Genomic DNA, 17,414 nt, shown 5'->3' with positions numbered 1-17,414 from the left:
ATGGGACATGTGCTCGTCAGCGGCGCCAGCGGCTTCCTCGGCGCTCATCTCATGGCGCGGCTGGCGGCATCCGGCATCCCGGTGCTTGGCCTCGGCCGCGACGCGGCGCGTTGTGCCATGCTGGAGGCAGAGGGCCATCAAATCAGCCGCCATGATCTGTCGGCGCCGTTCGACACGAAACTCGATCCGCGACTCGGCAAGGTCGACCGGATCGTTCATTGCGCCGCACTCTCGGCGCCGTTCGGCCGGCTCGCGGATTTCGAGGCGGCCAATGTCACGGCGACCCGCAACCTCATCGATTTCGCGACGCGGCAAGGCATCGGACGCTTCGTCCACATCTCCAGCCCTTCGGTGTGCTTCGCCTTTCGCGACCAGCTTGATCTCGCCGAAGGCGCGGCCTTGCCCGACCCGGTCAACCACTATGCCCGCACCAAGCGCGAGGCAGAGAGGTTCGTGTTGGCAGCGCCCGCGATCCACCCGGTGGTGCTGAGACCGCGCGGCATCTACGGCGCCGGCGACCGCGCTTTGCTGCCGCGCCTGCTCAAGGCCGCAAAACGCCGCCCGCTGCCGCTGTTCCGCGACGGCCGGGCGCGCATCGATCTCACTTATGTCGGTGATGTCGTCGACGCGGTGCTGGCGGCCTTGTTGGCGCCGGGCGAGGCCGAAGGCCAAATCTTCAACGTCTCCGGCGGCGAGGTGCTGCCGGTGCGCCGCATCGCCGACGCGGCCTGCGCGCGGGCCGGTTTTGCGGCGCGCTGGCGCAAGATGCCGCTGTGGCCGGCGATGCTGGCGGCGGGTGCGATGGAGGCGGTCGCGTTGAGGCTTCCCGGTCGTCCCGAACCGGCGGTGACGCGCTATGGCCTCGGCCTGTTCGCCTATGCCCAGAGCCTCGACCTCTCGAAGGCGAAACGCGTGCTCGGCTGGGCGCCAAAAACGTCCTTCGAGGCAGGGCTCGACCGCACATTCATTGGCGGAGGCCTGGCGTGAGGATCGTCTTTGCCAACAGCGCCTGGGTGAGTGCGGCCGAACGGCTGATCCTGCGCGGCGGCAGCTGGAAGAGCGTGCGGCTGCGTGTGCGCTACGGGCTGATCCTGCATCCTGTCGCCGGGCCGATGCTGATCGACACCGGCTACACGCCCGAGGCGGTCACCGGGCCGGGACGCGGCACGATGCTGCGCCTTTACGGCGCGCTGTTGAAGCCAGAGCTCAATACGGCCGAACAGGTGCAGCCGGTGCTGGCGCGCTTCGGCCTTGCGCCCGGCGACATCAGCGCCGTCATCGTCACCCATTTTCATGTCGACCACATTTCCGGCCTGTCGCTGTTCCCCAACGCTCGCTTCATCGCCAGCGACGCCGCCTGGGCGCGGCTGAAGGCGCGGACAGCCGGTCAGAATCTGCGCCATGGCGTATTCCCCGAACTGTTTCCGGCGGATTTCGAAAGCCGACTCGACGGACTGTCGTCAAAGCAGCAGGTAGCACCCCATGACGGCGTGCCCGGCGGTGTCGATCTGTTCGGCGACGGCAGCGTTGTGGCGGTCGACCTTCCCGGCCATGCCGACGGCCAGTTCGGCCTGCTCTTCCCCAATATGGGGCGTCCGCTGCTCTACGCCGTCGATGTGCAGTGGTTGCTCCGCGCATTGAAGGAGGAACGCACGCCGGGTTTTCCGGCAAGCCTGCTGGCCGAGGATTTTGCCGCCATCGAGCCGACCAGCGCCATGCTGCGCCGCTTTGCGGCGGCCGGTGGCGAGATCATGTTCTGCCATGATCCGGCGCCGACGCAATATGACCTGGGCGGCGAGGGCGGATGAACGGACTCGCCGAAGCGCTCTGGTCGTTTGCCGTCACCCGATGGGTGTCGCGCAAGAGCCGTCCCGCATTCGAGCGCTGGCAGGCGCGCACCTTGCGCCGCTGGCTCGACCGCGACCTGCCGCTGGCGCCCTTCTATGGCAAGGCACCGCATCACCTCGGCGATCTTGCGGTGACCGACAAGGCGCTGCTTATGGCGAATTTCGAGCGCTTCAACATTGGCGGCGTGTCGGCCCGTGATGCCTGGGCCGCCGCTTCCGCTGACGGCCGCCTTGGCGACCTGACGGTCGGCGCCAGCACTGGAACATCAGGCAATCGCGGCCTGTTCGTCATTTCGGAGGCGGAGAAATATCGCTGGCTGGGCACGATCCTCGCCAAGGCAGCGCCCGACCTGCTCTGGCGCGGCATGCGCGTCGCCGTCATCCTGCCGCAGAACACCGGCCTCTACGACAGCGCGCGCAAATCCCGGCGTATCGAGTTGCGCTTCTTCGACCTGACGCTCGGGCCCGAACATTGGCGCGCCGCACTCGAGGATTTCGCGCCGACGGTGATCATCGCGGCGCCCAAGATGCTCCGGCATTTTGCGGCCACCGGATTCCGGCTCTCGCCACAACGCATCTTCTCCGCTGCCGAGACGCTGGATCCGGTCGACCGTCCTGTTATCGAAGCCTCCTTCCGGTTGCCGCTCGACCAGATCTACATGGCAACGGAAGGGCTGTTCGCGGTGACCTGCCGGCAAGGCGGGCTGCATCTTGCGGAAGACTCGATCTTCTTCGAATTCGAGCCGGCCGGCGACGGTCTGGTCACGCCTCTGGTCACCGCCTTCCGCCGCCAGACCCAGATCATGGCGCGATACAGGATGAACGACCTGTTGCGGCTCTCCGAGGCGCCATGCCGCTGCGGCTCGCCGCTGCGCACCGTCGACGAGATCGTCGGCCGCATGGACGACGTCTTCCGGCTCGCTTCGGTGGATGGGCCGATCCTTCTGACGCCCGATATCCTGCGCAACGCCGTGCTGAAGGCCGACCGCCGCATCGATGATTTCCGCCTGATCCAGACCGCGCCCGATGCGATCGAACTCAGGCTCGCGCCTGATCTCGATGACGAAGCCGCCGCTGCCGCGCATGACGCGGTGCGCGCGCTGCTTAAGGCGCGAAAGTCTGCCGCGGCGGTCGCTCTCCTGCGCGTGCCGCTGCCGCTGGAGACCGCCCGCAAGCTGCGGCGCGTCGAATGCCGGGTGGCGCCGTGAGTAAGCCGTCCACCCTTTTGGAAAGACCGCTTCAGCAGGCGGACCGGGTCGAGAACAGCCCTGCCAAGGTCCGGGCATTCGTCGATCTTTTCAACGACATTCCGGTGCATGATCTCGTTGCCAATCTGACGGTGTCGGTCGAGACGCTGGAGATCGCCGGCCGCACCTTCCCGCTGACGCTGAACGACGCGAGCGAGGCGCCGAACTGCTACATCTGTTGCCCGTCCAGCGCCTATATCGATTACGCCGTCGACGAAACACGAAACTTCGTCGCGCATCCTTTGCTACGGCGGGCGCTCAGGGCATTGATCGGTGCCTGCGCGCCGCTGGTCAGGATGAGCGGCCTCGACCATCAGGCGCAGGTCAACAACTGGCTCTATTCGACCAATCCGGTGCCCATGCTCGACCGCGCCGCGGTCGTAGCACTACGCGCCAACCTTCCTTCGCGGTTTCCCGACCGCGCCATCGTCATCCGCTCGCTGAACGAGATCGCCGACCCCGCCACCATCGCGGCGCTGAAGGCCGAAGGTTTTCGCATGCTGGCGGCGCGCCAGATCTACATCTTCGCCGATCGCAGTGCGGCACCGGCCATGACCAACGACATGAAGCGCGACCGCAAAAGGCTGCGCACGACATCCTTCGAGATCGTCGGCGACGCTGATTTCGGCGAGGCCGACTATGCGCGCAGCGAAGAGCTCTACCGCATGCTCTATCTCGACAAATACACGCCGCTCAATCCGCATTACACCGCCCGCTATATCGCGCAGATGCATCGCCGCCGCATCCTCAGCCTGGCAGGCCTGCGCCGGCCTGGCGGCGAGCTCGTCGCCGTCACCGGCCTGTTCGAGAACGGCCGCACGCTGACCCAGCCGATCGTCGGCTACGACACCGGCCTGCCGATCGAGGAAGGCCTCTACCGCATGGTGATGGCGATGGCGCAGGACCATGCTACGGCGCGCGGCCTTTTCTTCAACATGAGCGCCGGTGCCGCCGACTTCAAACGCCGTCGCGGCGCCGTGCCGGCGATCGAATACAACGCCGTCTATGCCGGCCATCTGCCGCGCCGCCGCCGCGCGGCGATCCGCATCATGGAAACCGTGCTGGCGCGGATCGGCATCCCCCTGCTCAGGAGGTTCGAACTGTGAGCGAGCGCCCGAACCAGAAGCGCAAAGACCATTGGCAGGCGATGGCGCTGTCGGCCGACATCAGGAGCAAGCCCAGGCGCATCCTGTTCGACGGCGCGCCGCTGGTGCTGTTCCGCTCGGCGCAGGGCATTGCAGCGCTTTTCGACCGCTGCCCGCACCGGCTGGTCGAACTGTCGACTGGCAAGGTGGTCGGTGGCGAGATCGAATGCCCCTATCACGGCTGGCGCTACAATGGCGAGGGACGTTGCACCGCCATTCCCGGCCATATCGGCGAGATGCCGCACTACCGGGTGCGCAGCTTTAGCGCCATCGAACGCGACGGCATCGTCTTCGTGTCGTCGGGCACGCCGGAAAGCGAACCCTATCTCCACTGCATGCAGGGCAGGGACATCGTCGTGCGGCGGGTGCGCTCGTCGACGCAATCGACCGTCATCGACGCGGCCGAGAACATCCTCGACGCCACCCACACCCACTTCACCCACAAGGGCCTGCTGCGCGGCCTGAGTTCGAAGCGTCATCTGGTCCGGGTCGAGATCACTGGCGGCGAGGGCTGGGTCGAGGCCTGCTACACCGGCGAGGAGCGTCAGCAGGGGCTGATCAGCCGGCTGCTGGAGGGCGAGCGGACGAAAACCATCGGCCGCTTCCGCCACCCCGGCATCGCCGAACTGGAATATTGGGGCAAGGGCGGGCTGGCGCTGGCGACGACCTTCCATTTGCGCCAGGCCGACGAGCGCACCGTCGAGGGTGTCGGCTGGCTGATCGGCCCGCGCCAGGGATGGCTGGGCGAGGTCAAGGCGCTGGCCTTCAAGCCGCTGTTCAACATCGCCCTCAAGCAGGATCGCCGCGTGCTGAAATCGGCGAGCGACAATGCCCGCTTCGAGCCGCCGGCGCGCCCGGCTATCGGCCCACTGGATTTCCTGCGCCGTGACATCGCCGCCATCATGGACGGGGAGATGCCGGCATCCGCGGCCAAGCCGCGCGTCCACCAGATCGAGCTTTGAGGCGTCGGCCGGCCGTCTATGGGCCGCAATCAAGCCGGTGCTGCGATCCTGTCGACTGCGGAATGTCCGTAGTTTTTGGATTGACGTAACTGCGGAAATTCCGTAGTAAAAAGTATGCATGCAGTCATCGAGACCAGCGCCTACATCGCAGCGGCAAAAGGCGCCGGTATGACCGAGGACGAACGCAACGACGCCGTCGACGTGGTCGCCGCTTATCCCGATATCGGGGAGGTCATGCAAGGCACAGGCGGCTGTCGGAAATTCCGCCTTGCCGGCCGCGGCAAGGGCAAAAGCGGTGGCTACCGGATCGTCTATATCTTCGGCGGCAACGACATTCCGGTGTTCCTGCTCACCATGTTCGGCAAGGGTGAGAAAGACAATTTGACGAAAGCCGAGCGGAACGAATTGGCAAAGCTCGTGAAGGTGTTGGCCGATACGTACAGCAAGAAAGGTAAAGTGAAATGAAAACCGCGTTCGACAAGATCAAGGCCGGTCTGGACGACGCCATCGCGATCGCCGAAGGCGATACGAGTCGCGGCGTGATCCATGTTCCAGAAAAGATGGACGTTCGCGCCATCCGCAAGACGCTTCATCTGAACCAGGAGGATTTTGCTGCCCGCTTCGGCTTTGGCCTTGCGCGGCTGCGCGATTGGGAGCAGGGCCGGTCCTCGCCAGATGGCGCGCTGCGCGCCTATCTAACCGTCATCGAGAAGGATCCCAAGGCCGTCGAGCGGGCCCTTGGCGCCAATGATGATCAGGCTCGCGAGCGTCCCCGTGCCATGACCCGGTAAGTTTGCACGTCTCGGCCGCCGGCGTTTCTGGGCCATGGGCTGCCCGCATGAGCTTCATGCCGCTGAGATCAAAGGCGGCGCCTACGGTGGAGAGACCGGCATTGATGTAGCGATGGCTCTCGCATGTTCGCAAGAACCGAAAAATGAGATCCAATCAAAAGGATAGAGCAGGCTTTGAGTCAGTTTGGCCACCCTATGCCGGCCCGTTCCATTCCATATCGCGGGTCGAGGCGGCCTGCAGGCTGATGCGCTCGCGCCATGCCATGCCGGCGATCTCGGCCAGCGCCCGCCACTGCGCCTTCTTCGGCGCGGGATCGTCAGGCCAGTCGAGCAAGTCGTCGGCCTCGCGCATCGCCTGGCGGAAGCCACGAAGCCCACCGGAACGCAAGGCCGCCGGCAGGCCGTAGATCCACATCGCCAGCCGCACCGTCTGCGGCGCGGCGACATCGGGCTTCACTTCCGCGCCGTCGCCGAGCACGGCGTCGGCGAAGCGCGTCGGATCGCAGAAGAAATGCAGGCCGCTGACGGCGCGCGGATTGCACTCCAGCGGCAGCACGCGGCCATCCGCCTCGCGCATCAGGTCGAAGGAGATCTGCCCGTTCCAGCCTGTAGCCGAGACGATGCGCTCGACCAGATGCCGCGCGGCTTGGTCCTCGACCGGCTCGAAGTAGATGCCGGCGCCCTTGCCGGCGCGATAGAGCGAGCGGTAGAGCGAGAAAGCCTTGAGGGCACCGTCGCGCGCCACCGCATAGGCGCTGATCTCGTCGCCGGACACGAAACGCTGCGCCACCCAGGGCGCCGATGGCGACGGACGGATGGCGTCGAGCGCGCCGGGCGAGGGGCAAAGCAACACCTGGCTGGCGAAGCGCGACCAGACCGGCTTGAACACCAGTTCGCGCGAGCGGCCGCGCACCGCCTCCAGATCGGCGGTCGATTGCAGCAGCGTCGTTTCCGGCACGGCCAGGCCGAGGCTCTCGGCCAGGCGGATGAAAGCGTGCTTGTCATGCACCTGGGCAAGCCGGTCGATACCTGGCGCGAACAGGCGGGCAGGGATGGCACGCTCGCGCCAGGTTAGGGCGAGGTAAAACACCTCCTCGCAGGTCGGGATGACCAACTCGACGCCTTCGGCCCGCACCAGCGCCTCGACCGCCTCGGCGTAGGCCGCTGGCTCGAAGCGCGGAGGCGGCAGGCAGCGGTAGCGCGCGCAGGCGGTGCTGGCAGCGGCGATCGGGTGGGCCGGGCTGTCGGCGAGGATCACCCGGCGTCCGGCGCCATGCAGCAGGCGAGCCAGATGCAGCGCCACCGGCGCGCGGGCCCCGGTGACGAGTATGGTGTTATCGGGCCCCGGCATCGGCAGGCTGTTCGCAATCGTTACGGTGGCCGCGAGGCTTGCTCGAAATCCGAGCGCTTGGCAACGGGGGCTCGCCGGTTCAAGCCAGCCCGCGAAATTGTCATCCGCCAGGGGGCAGCGCGCGCTCGACGACGTTGAGGAAGAAGCGGATGCCGATCGGGATGATGGCGTCGTTGAAGACGAAGCGGTCGCCATGCAGTCCTTCGGCCGGGCCGACATCGCCGGCGCCGATCCAGGCATAGGCGCCGTCGCCAACGCCTTGCAGCAAATAGGCAAAATCCTCGCAGCCCATGCTCGGCTGGAACTCGGTAACGACACGATCCGCGCCGACTGTGTCGGCGCCGGCTTGCGCCGCAAGCGCCGCGCCACCAAGCGGATTCACCACCGGAGGATAGCCGCGCTTGTAGGTGAGCGCGGCGCTCGCCCCGTGCATTGCCGCGCAGGCCTGCGCCACGCGCTCGATCTCGGCGGCGCAATGATCGGAGAGAGCCTGGTCGTAGAAGCGGCAGGTACCCTCGACCTTCACCTCGCCTGGCACGAAATTGTTGAAGCGGCCGCCATGGATTTGCGTCACCGACAACACGGCCGGCGACAGCGGATCGACACTGCGGCTGACCAGGCGCTGAATGGCCGTGACGAAGCTCGCGGCGGCCAGCACCGGGTCGTCGCCCAGATGCGGCATCGCCGCGTGACAGCCGCTGCCGCGAAAGGCGATCTCGAAATCGTCGACCGCCGCCATCTGCGGTCCGGCGCGCACGCCGACATGGCCTTCCGGAAAGCCCGGCCAGTTGTGGACCGCAAACACCTGTTCGACCGGAAAGCGGCGGAGCAGCCCGTCCTCGATCATCTTCTTTCCGCCGCCCAGCACCTCTTCGGCCGGTTGGAAGACGAACACCACCGTGCCGTCGAAACTGCCGCTCTCGGCAAGCAGCTTTGCGGCACCGAGCAGCATCGCCATATGGCCGTCATGGCCGCAGGCATGCATGACGCCGTCCTTGCGCGAGGCATAATCGATACCGGCGGCTTCCTTGATCGGCAAGGCGTCAAGCTCGGCGCGCAGCGCGATCGACCGGCGGCTTGTGCCTCTGGTCAGTGTGGCGACGACAGCGGTGGCGCTGACATCGGTATGAACGGCAAGGCCGAATTCTCTGAGCTTTCCCGCGACGAAGGCCATCGTCTCGTGCTCGGCAAAGCCCAGTTCCGGATTGGCATGGATGTGCCGCCGCCAGCCGATCGCCTCCGGCACGATCGCCGCTACCCTGTCGTTCTCCCGCATTGTCGCTCTCCGCGTCGTCCTGTGTCGCCTGGATACCCGGCTCTCTGGCTTCCGGTCTTGAACGGGATTGACGGGCCGCGTGCTTTCGAGAAGGCTGGGCGCCATGAGCGATGCCAGCGAACAGAAAGAACGCGAAGCCGCGCGGCTGACGCGGCATGCCGGCCTCGGCGATCTCGAAATGCTCGCAGCCCGCTACCGCGACCACGCCTATGCGCTGCACACCCACCCGACCTATGTCGTCGGTGTCGTCGTCGCCGGCGTCGAAAAGCTGAGGATTGGCCGCCGCAACCATCTGGCGCCGGCGGGCTCGATCATCGCCGTCAATCCGGAAGAGCCGCATGACGGCGAAAAGGGCTGCGCCTCCGGCTGGGCCTACCGCACCTGCTATCCCGATGCCGCCCTGATGGGCGAGATTGCCGACGACCTTGGACTGCGGGGATCGCCGATGTTCGCCGAGGGGATTTTGCAGGCGCCCGACCTGGCGCGAGCCTTCGTGCGCGCGCACTGTCTGGCTGGGCAGGCGCTTGAGCAGGAAGCAGCGATGCTGGTGGTGCTGCGCGAGCTCGTCAGCCGCTTCGGCGACGGCAAGGGCAGCGTTCATGCATCCGATGGCGGCGAGGCGGTCAGGCGCTTCCGGCTCTATGGCCAGCTGATCGAGTCCGATCTCGCCGCCGGCTTCGACCTTGCGCGCCTGGCCAGCGCCGCCGGCGTCAGCCGCTTCCAGGTCATCCGGGATTTTCACCGCACTGCTGCCATGACGCCGGGACAATATCTGCGCGACCGCCGCATCCGCGCCGCGTCAGCACTGATGCGGACCGACATGCCGCTTGCCGAAATCGCGGTCGCGACCGGCTTTGCCGACCAGAGCCATCTCACAAGAGTGTTCAAGACCATCAAGGGCCTGTCGCCGGGTGCCTGGCGCGCCGCTGCGTAAGGCAACCACAAGTCGAAAATGAACCAGCCAATGTAGGGAACCCAACACGCATCTGGGCAGTTCAATGCGGGGAGGGCGGGGCGCGTCGTGAGCAGCCGGCACGGTCAGGCATGGCCCGTCCGTTTCCGCCGGCCGCCAGAGGAGGAGACCCGCCGCCATGAAGTTCTTTCACGCACTGCTTGCGTTTGCCGTTGCTGCTGTGCTCGCTGCCAGCCCGGCCCGGGCCGTCGACCTCTCCATCGTCTCGGGCGACACCGGCAACGGCCTGAAAGTGCTTCGCGGAATCCTCGACCAGTACGAGAAGAAAAGCGGCAACAAGGTCACCATCATTCCGATGCCGACCTCGACCACGGACCAGTTCGGCCAATACAGGCTCTGGCTTGCCGCCCACAACAGCGACATCGACGTCTATCAGACCGACGTCATCTGGGCGCCGCAACTGGCCAGCCAACTCGTCGACCTGACCGCTGCGACCAAGGATGTCGTTGCGGCTCATTTCCCGTCGATCATCCAGTCGCAGACAGTCGACGGCAAGCTTGTGGCGCTGCCGATATTCACCGACGCGCCGGCGCTCTACTACCGCAAGGACCTGCTCGATAAGTATGGCGCCAAGCTGCCGGGAAGCTGGAGCGAGCTTGCCGCCACCGCCAAGCTGGTCATGGACAAGGAACGGGAGGCCGGCCACAAGGACATTTGGGGTTTCGTCTTCCAGGGCAACGCCTATGAGGGGCTGACCTGCGACGCGCTCGAATGGGTGATGTCGAACGGCGGCGGGCAGATCATCGAGCCGGACGGCACGGTCTCGATCAACAATCCGAAGGCGGCCGCCGCCCTCGACATGGCCAAGGGCTGGGTGGGCACCATCGCGCCTCCGGGCGTTCTCGCCTACCAGGAGGAAGAGTCGCGCGGCGTCTGGCAGACCGGCAACGCGGTCTTCATGCGCAACTGGCCCTACGCCTATTCGCTGGGCGAGAGCGAAGGCTCGCCCATCAAGGGCAAGTTCGACGTGACCACGCTGCCGCCCGGGTCGGGCGAGGGCGCCCGCTCTGCGGCGACACTCGGCGGCTGGAACCTCGCCGTCTCCAAATATTCGAAGAACCCGGATGCAGCGATCGAGCTGGTCAAATGGGTCGCCTCACCTGAAATGCAGAAGTACCGCGCGCTGAAGGCGTCCTATCTGCCGACCATCCAGGCGCTCTACGACGATGCCGACATCGCCAGGGAGCAACCGGTCATCCCGCGCTGGAAGGACGTCTTCCTCAACGCTGTGCCGCGTCCCTCGAATGAGGCCAAGGTCAGGTACAACGAGGTGTCCAACGCGTTCTGGACCACCGTGCACAAGACGCTCTCCGGCGAAGGCACGGCTGCCGATAACCTCGCCGATCTCGAAGTGACGCTGACGAAGCTCAAGGGCGCCGCCTGGTGATGCAGGCACGCTCGCGGCTGATGCGCCAGCGCGTGCGCTCGGCGTGGCTGTTCCTTGCGCCGATGCTCGTCGTGCTCGCCGCTGTCGCCGGCTGGCCGCTTCTGCGCACCATCTATTTCAGCTTCACCGACACCTCGCTGACCGACCTCGAGGCCGGCCGTTGGATTGGCTTTGCCAATTTTTTCTCGGTGCTCGCCATGCCGAGCGGCCGGGTGCTTTATGACGGCCTGCTCGTCGATCCTGCCTGGTGGCGCGCCGTCTGGAACACGGTGCGCTTCGCTCTGATCTCGGTGACCTGCGAGACCATCTTCGGCATGATCGTCGCGCTGGTGCTCAATGCCGAATTCCCTGGCCGCGGCTTCGTGCGCGCCGCTGTCCTCGTCCCTTGGGCGATCCCGACGATCGTCTCGGCGAAGATGTGGCAGTGGATGCTCAACGACCAGTTCGGCATCATCAACGATGTGCTGCTGAACCTCGGCCTGATCAGCACCAAGATCGCCTGGACCGCCAGCGCCGATACGGCGATGGTCGCCGTCCTCATCGTCGATATCTGGAAGACGACGCCGTTCATGGCGCTTCTCATCCTCGCCGCGCTGCAGATGCTGCCGCGCGAGATCTACGAGGTCGCCCGGATCGATGGCGTGAGCCCCTGGCGGGTGTTCTGGAAGGTGACCTTGCCGCTCATCCGGCCGGCGCTGATGGTGGCGGTGATCTTCCGCGGCCTCGACGCGCTGCGCATCTTCGACCTGATCTATGTGCTGACGCCAAACAATGCGCACACCAAATCGATGTCGGTGTTTGCTCGCGAGAACCTGTTCGAGTTCGACAAATTCGCCTACGGCTCCGCCGCATCGACGCTGCTCTTTCTCATCCTCGCCTTGCTGACCATGCTCGTGCTGTGGCTCGGCCGGGTCAGGCTCGAGAGGGACTATTGATGATGTGGATCATGCGGATCGTCAGCCGTGCCGCCTTCTACCTGCTCGTCGCGGTCATCGTCATTGTCGCGGTGTTCCCGTTCTATTACGCGGTCGTCACCAGCCTGAAATCGGGGACTGCGCTGTTCGAGGTCGACTATTGGCCGAAGATGATCAGCGTCGCCAATTACCGGACCGTCCTCACCGACGGGACCTTCCCGCGCAATCTCCTGAATTCGCTGGTCGTCTCCGGCGCCGTCGTCGTCATTTCGCTTTTCCTCGGCGTCACCGCCGCCTACTCGCTGGCGCGCATCCGCTTCCGCGGCCGTTCGCTTCTCCTTTTCGCCATCCTCTCCGTCTCCATGTTCCCGCCAGTGGCGCTGCTTGCCGGCCTGTTCGAACTGATCCGCACGCTTGGCCTCTACAACTCGCCCTTGGCGCTGGTCTTTTCCTACATGATCTTCACTTTGCCGTTCACTGTGTGGGTGCTCACCGCCTTCGTTCGCGACCTGCCGCTCGAGATCGAGGAGGCGGCGATCCTCGACGGCGCAACGCCCTGGATCATCATCACCCGCGTTTTCCTGCCGCTGATGTGGCCGGCGCTGGTCACCACCGGGCTGCTCGCTTTCATCGGCGCCTGGAACGAATTCCTCTTCGCGCTCACCTTCACCTCCAGCAACGAACAGCGGACCGTGCCGGTGGCGATTGCATTGCTGTCCGGGAGTTCGCAGTTCGAGATCCCCTGGGGCAACATCATGGCCGCGTCGGTGATCGTCACCGTGCCGCTCGTCATCCTCGTGCTGATCTTCCAGCGCAAGATCATCTCCGGCCTCACCGCGGGTGGGGTGAAGGGGTGAGGTGGACGAGCCATCGCGCCACCTTCCAGGATTGAAGACAGGAAGAAAGGTGAATGGATATCACCGCACCAATAGACGTCACCCTCGTTCGCCGCCTGATTGAGGCGCAGTTCCCGAACTGGGCGGACTTGCCGGTGGAACCGGTCGAGCCGGGCGGCTGGGACAACCGCACCTTTTGCCTCGGCGACGACAAATCGGTGCGCCTGCCGAGCGCCGCGTCCTATGTCGCGCAGGTCGAGAAGGAGCAGCGCTGGCTGCCCCGGCTCGCGCCGCATTTACCCCTGCCGATCCCGGTGCCGCTGGCCAAGGGTGCGCCGGGGCAGGGCTATCCCTGGCCCTGGTCGGTCTATGGCTGGCTGCGCGGCAGGCCGGCCGCGAAGGGCCGGATTGCCGATCCCACCCAGTTCGCCCGCTCGCTGGCCGATTTTCTGCTCGCCCTCTACCGCATCGATGCCACTGGCGGCCCGCCGGCCGGCCAGCATAATTTCCATCGCGGCGGCCGGCTTGCGGTCTACGCCGCCGAGACCCGCGCCGCACTGTCGGCGCTGACTGGGCGCATCGACACGGATACCGCGCAAGAGGTTTGGGCAAGCGCGCTTGGCTCCGAGTGGCAGCGCCCGCCGGTCTGGGTCCATGGCGACGTCGCCTCCGGCAATTTGCTGGTCGAGGACGGAAAACTCTGCGGCGTCATCGATTTCGGCAGCTCGGCCGTCGGCGATCCTGCTTGCGACCTGGCGATCGCCTGGACCGAGTTTTCCGGGGAGAGCCGGCAAGCCTTCCGCGATGCGCTTGCCCTCGACGCGGAAACCTGGGCGCGCGGCCGCGGCTGGGCCCTGTGGAAGGCCCTGATCACCGCTTGCGGACATGACGGCAACCAGCGCGAGGCGGCGAAGTCCTGGGCCGTCATCGACGAAGTGCTGGCCGACCATCGGCGAGTTTATCGTCGATAGGCCGGTACGGTGTCGTCACCTCAGGATGAGAACTTTCGCGGCGATCAGGCTTACGCGCCTTACCACATGCGCCGGAGCAGCCCGTCACGCCGGATGAGCTGGTGGTAGAGGGCCGCGCCGGCATGGAACACCAGCAGCGCCACAAGCACAAAGGCGCCTAAGCCATGCGGCGCGCGCGGCGGATAGTCGGCGAAGTTCGGCAACGTCGCGCTGCTCTGGCCGAAGATCACCGGGGCAGCACCACTCAGGACCATCATGCCGATGCCGCTGGCGGCCATGCCGAGAATGATGATGTAGAAAGCGACATGCACAAAGCGTGCGATGCGTTCCTGCCAGGCTGGCGATCCCTCGACGGGAAGCGGTCGCAGATCGAAGCGCCACCACCAGACAATGCGGAATGCCGTCAGCAGCAAGACCACGATCGCCACGGGAATGTGGAAACGAAGGAGGTCGGCCTTCACAGCTGCATCCATCGCATTGGCGGCCCGGAAGCCGGAGCCGAGCAGGGCCAGGATCAGGATGGCGCTCAGCCAGTGAATGGACACCGCTACCGTGCCGTAGCGGTCAGCTCTGCTCTTCCGCATCCATGTCTCCTTCGAGTTTCCGGCGCAGCGCCGTGATCACGGCGTGCATGGTGTTGAGATCCTTGACCACGAGCCCGTCGGCGAGCCTGTTCACCCAGGGAGCCTGCAGGCGCATGGCGGCGTCGAAGGCCTGTCTTCCCTCGTCGGTCAGAACGACGAGTTGCGCCCGCTGGTGATGCGGGTTGGCCGCGAATGCGACGAGCCCTTCCTTGTGCAGGTCGTTGACGATCCGCTGCACGTTCTGGCGATTGGCGCCGAGATCGCGCGCCAGCCAGGCGACCGGCTGCGGCCGCTCGGCGATGACGATGGCGCCGAGGACCTGCCAGCGGGCGCTGGTCAGGCCAAGGCCGGCGACCAGCCTGTCTCCGGCGGCGAGCATTCGGCTGTTGAGCCTGAACAGGTCGAGAACGAGATCGTTCAAGGCGTCACCGGCCGGAGTTCGAAGGGGGTCGCTCATTTGTCATCCTATATCGTGTTTGACATCATAGTGTCAAGTTGGTATGTATGCATCATAACAGAGTGACACCATAACACCAATTAGATGGAGCCTTATCATGACCAACATGCGCCCAATGGATCCTGCCTTCCCCATCGACCGTCAGGTCGCGATCGACGCCAGCTCCGTCGTGCTGGTCAACCTTTTCACGCTCGACAAGGCCGACGAGCAGACCTTCCTCCAGGTCTGGCAGGATGATGCTGCCTTCATGAAGCAGCAGCCGGGCTTCATCTCGACCCAGCTTCACCGCGCGATCGGCGACAGCCCCACCTATCTGAATTGTGCCGTGTGGGAATCGACCGCCGCCTTCCGCGCCGCCTTCACGCACCCGCAGTTCAGAGCCAAGATCTCCGCCTATCCGTCCTCAGCGGTCGCGTCCCCGCATCTGTTCCAGAAGGTCGCGGTGCCGGGCATCTGCGTGGCATAGCAAGAACGGACGAGTTGCTGCGGTGCCGGTTTCCCCGCCTGTCTGTCATCCAGCTGTCATATGGTCGCGCTAGGCATCCGTAAATCCGGATTTATGGATGCAATGGATGGACAAGGAAGCAGCTCTTCGCGCATTGGCAGCGCTTGGCCAGGACACGCGCCTGGAAGTCTTCCGGCTGCTGGTGCGCGCCGGGGCAGGCGGCTTGCCCGCCGGCGACATCGCTTCGCGGCTCGACATCGTCCAGAACACCATGTCGGCGCATCTGAAGGTGCTCGACCATGCCGGGCTGGTCAGTGCCGAGCGTGAGGGCCGCACCATCCGCTATATCACCGACATGACCGGCTTTCGCAACCTGCTCGCCTACCTGATGGAGGATTGCTGCAACGGCGCGCCGGAGCTCTGCCAGCCGGTCATCCAGGCTGTGACCTGCAAATGCTAGACCATGATCCCGAACCGAAGGACCGCATAAGCGGAAAGTGGGAACCGGTTTTCGGAAAAGATCATGGTCGGACAAGAAGATAGGGAGGAATTGATGAGCGATCAGATCTACAACGTCTTGTTTCTCTGCACCGGCAATTCGGCGCGATCGATCCTCGCCGAGGCGATCCTCAACCGGGTCGGCGCCGGCAGGTTCAAGGCCTATTCCGCCGGGTCACATCCCAAGGGCGAGGTCCATCCATTCACGCTGCAGCTCTTGAAGACGCTCAACCACGACACCTCCTTTGCCCGTTCGAAGGATTGGCAAGAATTTGCGGTACCCGGTGCGCCAGAGATGAATTTCGTCTTCACCGTCTGCGACAACGCCGCCAATGAATCCTGTCCGGTCTGGCCGGGCCAGCCGATGACCGCGCATTGGGGCGTGCCCGACCCGGCCGAAGTCGAGGGCACCGATGCGGAAAGGCATCTGGCCTTCGCCGAAGCCTACCGCATGCTCAACAACCGTATCTCGATCTTCGTCAGCCTGCCGATGAGCACCGTCGACAAATTGGCCTTGCAGAAGCGGCTGGATGAGATCGGCCGTGATCTCCCAAGGGCCGGCTGAGCATGATCTTTGATCTTCCGCGTCGTCTCGTCGCCGAAGCCCTCGGCACCGCGATGCTGGTCGCCGCCGTCATCGGTTCGGGCATCATGGCCGACCGGCTCACCGACGATGTGGCGCTGGCCCTGCTTGGCAACACCATCCCGACCGGCGCCATTCTGGTGGTGCTGATCACCATTCTCGGGCCGGTCTCCGGCGCCCATTTCAACCCGGCGGTGACGCTGGTGTTTGGGTTGAGGCGGGAAATCGAGACCAGGGCGGCGTTGGCCTATGTCCTGGCCCAGATCGCGGGCGGCATTGCAGGCACGCTGATCGCGCACGCCATGTTCGGCCTGCCTCTGGTCGAACTGTCCGCCACGGTGCGAAGCGGCGCGGGGCAGTGGATCGCCGAACTGGTCGCAAGTTTCGGCCTGGTCTTCACCATCCTCGCCGGCCTGCGCGCCCGTCCGGAGTCGATCCCGTGGCTGGTCGGTCTCTACATCACCGCAGCCTACTGGTTCACCGCTTCGACCTCCTTCGCCAATCCGGCGGTCGCCATCGCGCGCGCCTTCTCCAACACTTTTGCCGGCATCAGGCCGCTCGATGTCCCGGCCTTCATAGTCGCCGAGCTTGTCGGCGCGCTGCTGGCAATGGCACTCGCCGGCTGGCTGCTTGCCAAACCAAAACCCTTGCCAGAGATGAGACCCGCCGAATGACCGTCACCATCTATCACAATCCTCAATGCGGCACCTCGCGCAACACGCTGGCCATCATCCGCCAGTCCGGCGAGGAGCCGGAAGTGATCGAGTATCTGAAGAACCCGCCGTCGCGTGAAAAGCTCATCGAATTGATTGCTGCCATGGCGATGACGCCGCGCCAGCTGTTGCGCGAGAGCGGCACGCCCTATGCCGAGCTCAATCTTGGCGATGCCAAATGGAGCGACGACGAGATCATCGATTTCATGCTTGAGCATCCGATCCTGATCAACCGGCCGATCGTGGTGACTCCGCTCGGCACCATGCTGGCGCGGCCGTCGGAAGCGGTCCTCGACATCCTGCCCAATCCCGACATCGGCCCTTTCACCAAGGAAGACGGCGAAGTGGTGATCGGCGCCGACGGCAAGCGGGTTGTCTGAGAGCTTATTTCGAGTTTTTTCGAAATTCAGTTGACGACTGGCTGGGGCTGGGCG

21 protein-coding genes are annotated in these 17,414 nt (G+C 65.2%); 17 read left to right on the top strand and 4 right to left on the bottom strand.

What is annotated here, in order from left to right; genetic code table 11:
• From AC1RUK_RS17585 to AC1RUK_RS17555, 7 genes are all read left to right on the top strand, one after another.
• Entirely contained in the window at positions 1-987 is a 987-nt protein-coding gene (locus tag AC1RUK_RS17585) for an NAD-dependent epimerase/dehydratase family protein (protein ID WP_481834595.1), read from the top strand.
• Positions 984-1,808, top strand: a complete 825-nt coding sequence (locus AC1RUK_RS17580) for an MBL fold metallo-hydrolase (RefSeq protein ID WP_481834596.1) — start codon at positions 984-986, stop codon at positions 1,806-1,808. Before AC1RUK_RS17585 ends, AC1RUK_RS17580 begins: the two co-directional genes overlap by 4 nt.
• A complete protein-coding gene (locus tag AC1RUK_RS17575) occupies positions 1,805-3,055 on the top strand; it encodes a F390 synthetase-related protein (RefSeq protein ID WP_481834597.1) in 1,251 nt (416 codons plus the stop codon). The genes AC1RUK_RS17580 and AC1RUK_RS17575 overlap by 4 nt, the downstream gene beginning before the upstream one ends.
• Complete coding sequence (locus tag AC1RUK_RS17570; protein ID WP_481834598.1) at positions 3,052-4,200, top strand: GNAT family N-acetyltransferase; 1,149 nt, start codon at positions 3,052-3,054, stop codon at positions 4,198-4,200. Before AC1RUK_RS17575 ends, AC1RUK_RS17570 begins: the two co-directional genes overlap by 4 nt.
• On the top strand, positions 4,197-5,201 hold the full coding sequence (locus tag AC1RUK_RS17565; RefSeq protein WP_481834599.1) for a Rieske 2Fe-2S domain-containing protein: 1,005 nt from the start codon (positions 4,197-4,199) through the stop codon (positions 5,199-5,201). The genes AC1RUK_RS17570 and AC1RUK_RS17565 overlap by 4 nt, the downstream gene beginning before the upstream one ends.
• Before the next feature lie 168 nt (positions 5,202-5,369).
• Positions 5,370-5,666 (top strand): type II toxin-antitoxin system RelE/ParE family toxin, encoded by a 297-nt coding sequence (locus AC1RUK_RS17560; RefSeq protein WP_481834600.1) that lies wholly within the window; start codon positions 5,370-5,372, stop codon positions 5,664-5,666.
• A complete protein-coding gene (locus AC1RUK_RS17555) occupies positions 5,663-5,992 on the top strand; it encodes a helix-turn-helix domain-containing protein (protein WP_481834601.1) in 330 nt (109 codons plus the stop codon). Before AC1RUK_RS17560 ends, AC1RUK_RS17555 begins: the two co-directional genes overlap by 4 nt.
• A gap of 193 nt (positions 5,993-6,185) precedes the next feature.
• On the opposite strand, the gene AC1RUK_RS17550 is transcribed toward AC1RUK_RS17555, so the two are convergent.
• Both AC1RUK_RS17550 and AC1RUK_RS17545 read right to left on the bottom strand, forming a co-directional pair.
• On the bottom strand, positions 6,186-7,343 hold the full coding sequence (locus AC1RUK_RS17550; RefSeq protein ID WP_481834602.1) for an ATP-grasp domain-containing protein: 1,158 nt from the start codon (positions 7,341-7,343) through the stop codon (positions 6,186-6,188).
• A gap of 100 nt (positions 7,344-7,443) precedes the next feature.
• Positions 7,444-8,619 carry an amidohydrolase gene (locus tag AC1RUK_RS17545; RefSeq protein WP_481834603.1) on the bottom strand — a complete coding sequence of 392 codons (1,176 nt, stop codon included), beginning with the start codon at positions 8,617-8,619 and terminating at the stop codon, positions 7,444-7,446.
• A 103-nt stretch (positions 8,620-8,722) separates the two neighbouring features.
• Here AC1RUK_RS17545 and AC1RUK_RS17540 point away from each other — a divergent pair, with 103 nt between their 5' ends.
• From AC1RUK_RS17540 to AC1RUK_RS17520, 5 genes are all read left to right on the top strand, one after another.
• Positions 8,723-9,553 carry an AraC family transcriptional regulator gene (locus AC1RUK_RS17540; RefSeq protein ID WP_481834604.1) on the top strand — a complete coding sequence of 277 codons (831 nt, stop codon included), beginning with the start codon at positions 8,723-8,725 and terminating at the stop codon, positions 9,551-9,553.
• Positions 9,554-9,710: 157 nt separating this feature from the next.
• Positions 9,711-10,979 carry an ABC transporter substrate-binding protein gene (locus AC1RUK_RS17535; protein ID WP_481834605.1) on the top strand — a complete coding sequence of 423 codons (1,269 nt, stop codon included), beginning with the start codon at positions 9,711-9,713 and terminating at the stop codon, positions 10,977-10,979.
• Positions 10,979-11,914 carry a carbohydrate ABC transporter permease gene (locus tag AC1RUK_RS17530; RefSeq protein ID WP_481839470.1) on the top strand — a complete coding sequence of 312 codons (936 nt, stop codon included), beginning with the start codon at positions 10,979-10,981 and terminating at the stop codon, positions 11,912-11,914. The genes AC1RUK_RS17535 and AC1RUK_RS17530 overlap by 1 nt, the downstream gene beginning before the upstream one ends.
• Positions 11,915-11,922: 8 nt before the next feature.
• Entirely contained in the window at positions 11,923-12,750 is an 828-nt protein-coding gene (locus AC1RUK_RS17525) for a carbohydrate ABC transporter permease (protein WP_481839471.1), read from the top strand.
• Positions 12,751-12,803: 53 nt separating this feature from the next.
• On the top strand, positions 12,804-13,700 hold the full coding sequence (locus tag AC1RUK_RS17520; protein WP_481834606.1) for an aminoglycoside phosphotransferase family protein: 897 nt from the start codon (positions 12,804-12,806) through the stop codon (positions 13,698-13,700).
• 59 nt (positions 13,701-13,759) lie between these two features.
• Here the strand turns inward: AC1RUK_RS17520 and AC1RUK_RS17515 are convergent, their stop codons facing one another.
• Positions 13,760-14,284 carry a cytochrome b gene (locus AC1RUK_RS17515; RefSeq protein WP_481834607.1) on the bottom strand — a complete coding sequence of 175 codons (525 nt, stop codon included), beginning with the start codon at positions 14,282-14,284 and terminating at the stop codon, positions 13,760-13,762.
• Entirely contained in the window at positions 14,265-14,741 is a 477-nt protein-coding gene (locus AC1RUK_RS17510; RefSeq protein ID WP_481834608.1) for a MarR family winged helix-turn-helix transcriptional regulator, read from the bottom strand. Before AC1RUK_RS17510 ends, AC1RUK_RS17515 begins: the two co-directional genes overlap by 20 nt.
• Positions 14,742-14,838: 97 nt before the next feature.
• On the opposite strand from AC1RUK_RS17510, the gene AC1RUK_RS17505 reads away from it, so the two are divergent.
• The 5 genes from AC1RUK_RS17505 to arsC all read left to right on the top strand — a co-directional run bounded on the left by AC1RUK_RS17505 (position 14,839) and on the right by arsC (position 17,360).
• On the top strand, positions 14,839-15,207 hold the full coding sequence (locus AC1RUK_RS17505; RefSeq protein WP_481834609.1) for an antibiotic biosynthesis monooxygenase family protein: 369 nt from the start codon (positions 14,839-14,841) through the stop codon (positions 15,205-15,207).
• Between the two features lie 106 nt (positions 15,208-15,313).
• Positions 15,314-15,646 (top strand): ArsR/SmtB family transcription factor, encoded by a 333-nt coding sequence (locus tag AC1RUK_RS17500; RefSeq protein WP_481834610.1) that lies wholly within the window; start codon positions 15,314-15,316, stop codon positions 15,644-15,646.
• A 93-nt stretch (positions 15,647-15,739) separates the two neighbouring features.
• Positions 15,740-16,249: an arsenate reductase ArsC gene (locus AC1RUK_RS17495; RefSeq protein ID WP_436175833.1), complete on the top strand. Its 510-nt coding sequence runs from the start codon at positions 15,740-15,742 to the stop codon at positions 16,247-16,249.
• A 2-nt stretch (positions 16,250-16,251) separates the two neighbouring features.
• Positions 16,252-16,941, top strand: a complete 690-nt coding sequence (locus tag AC1RUK_RS17490) for an aquaporin (RefSeq protein ID WP_436175834.1) — start codon at positions 16,252-16,254, stop codon at positions 16,939-16,941.
• On the top strand, positions 16,938-17,360 hold the full coding sequence (arsC, locus tag AC1RUK_RS17485) for an arsenate reductase (glutaredoxin) (protein WP_481834611.1): 423 nt from the start codon (positions 16,938-16,940) through the stop codon (positions 17,358-17,360). Before AC1RUK_RS17490 ends, arsC begins: the two co-directional genes overlap by 4 nt.
• Positions 17,361-17,414 lie beyond the last annotated feature (54 nt).

The organism is Mesorhizobium monacense, from assembly GCF_056781675.1.
This window is presented reverse-complemented; position numbering and strand designations above follow the sequence as displayed.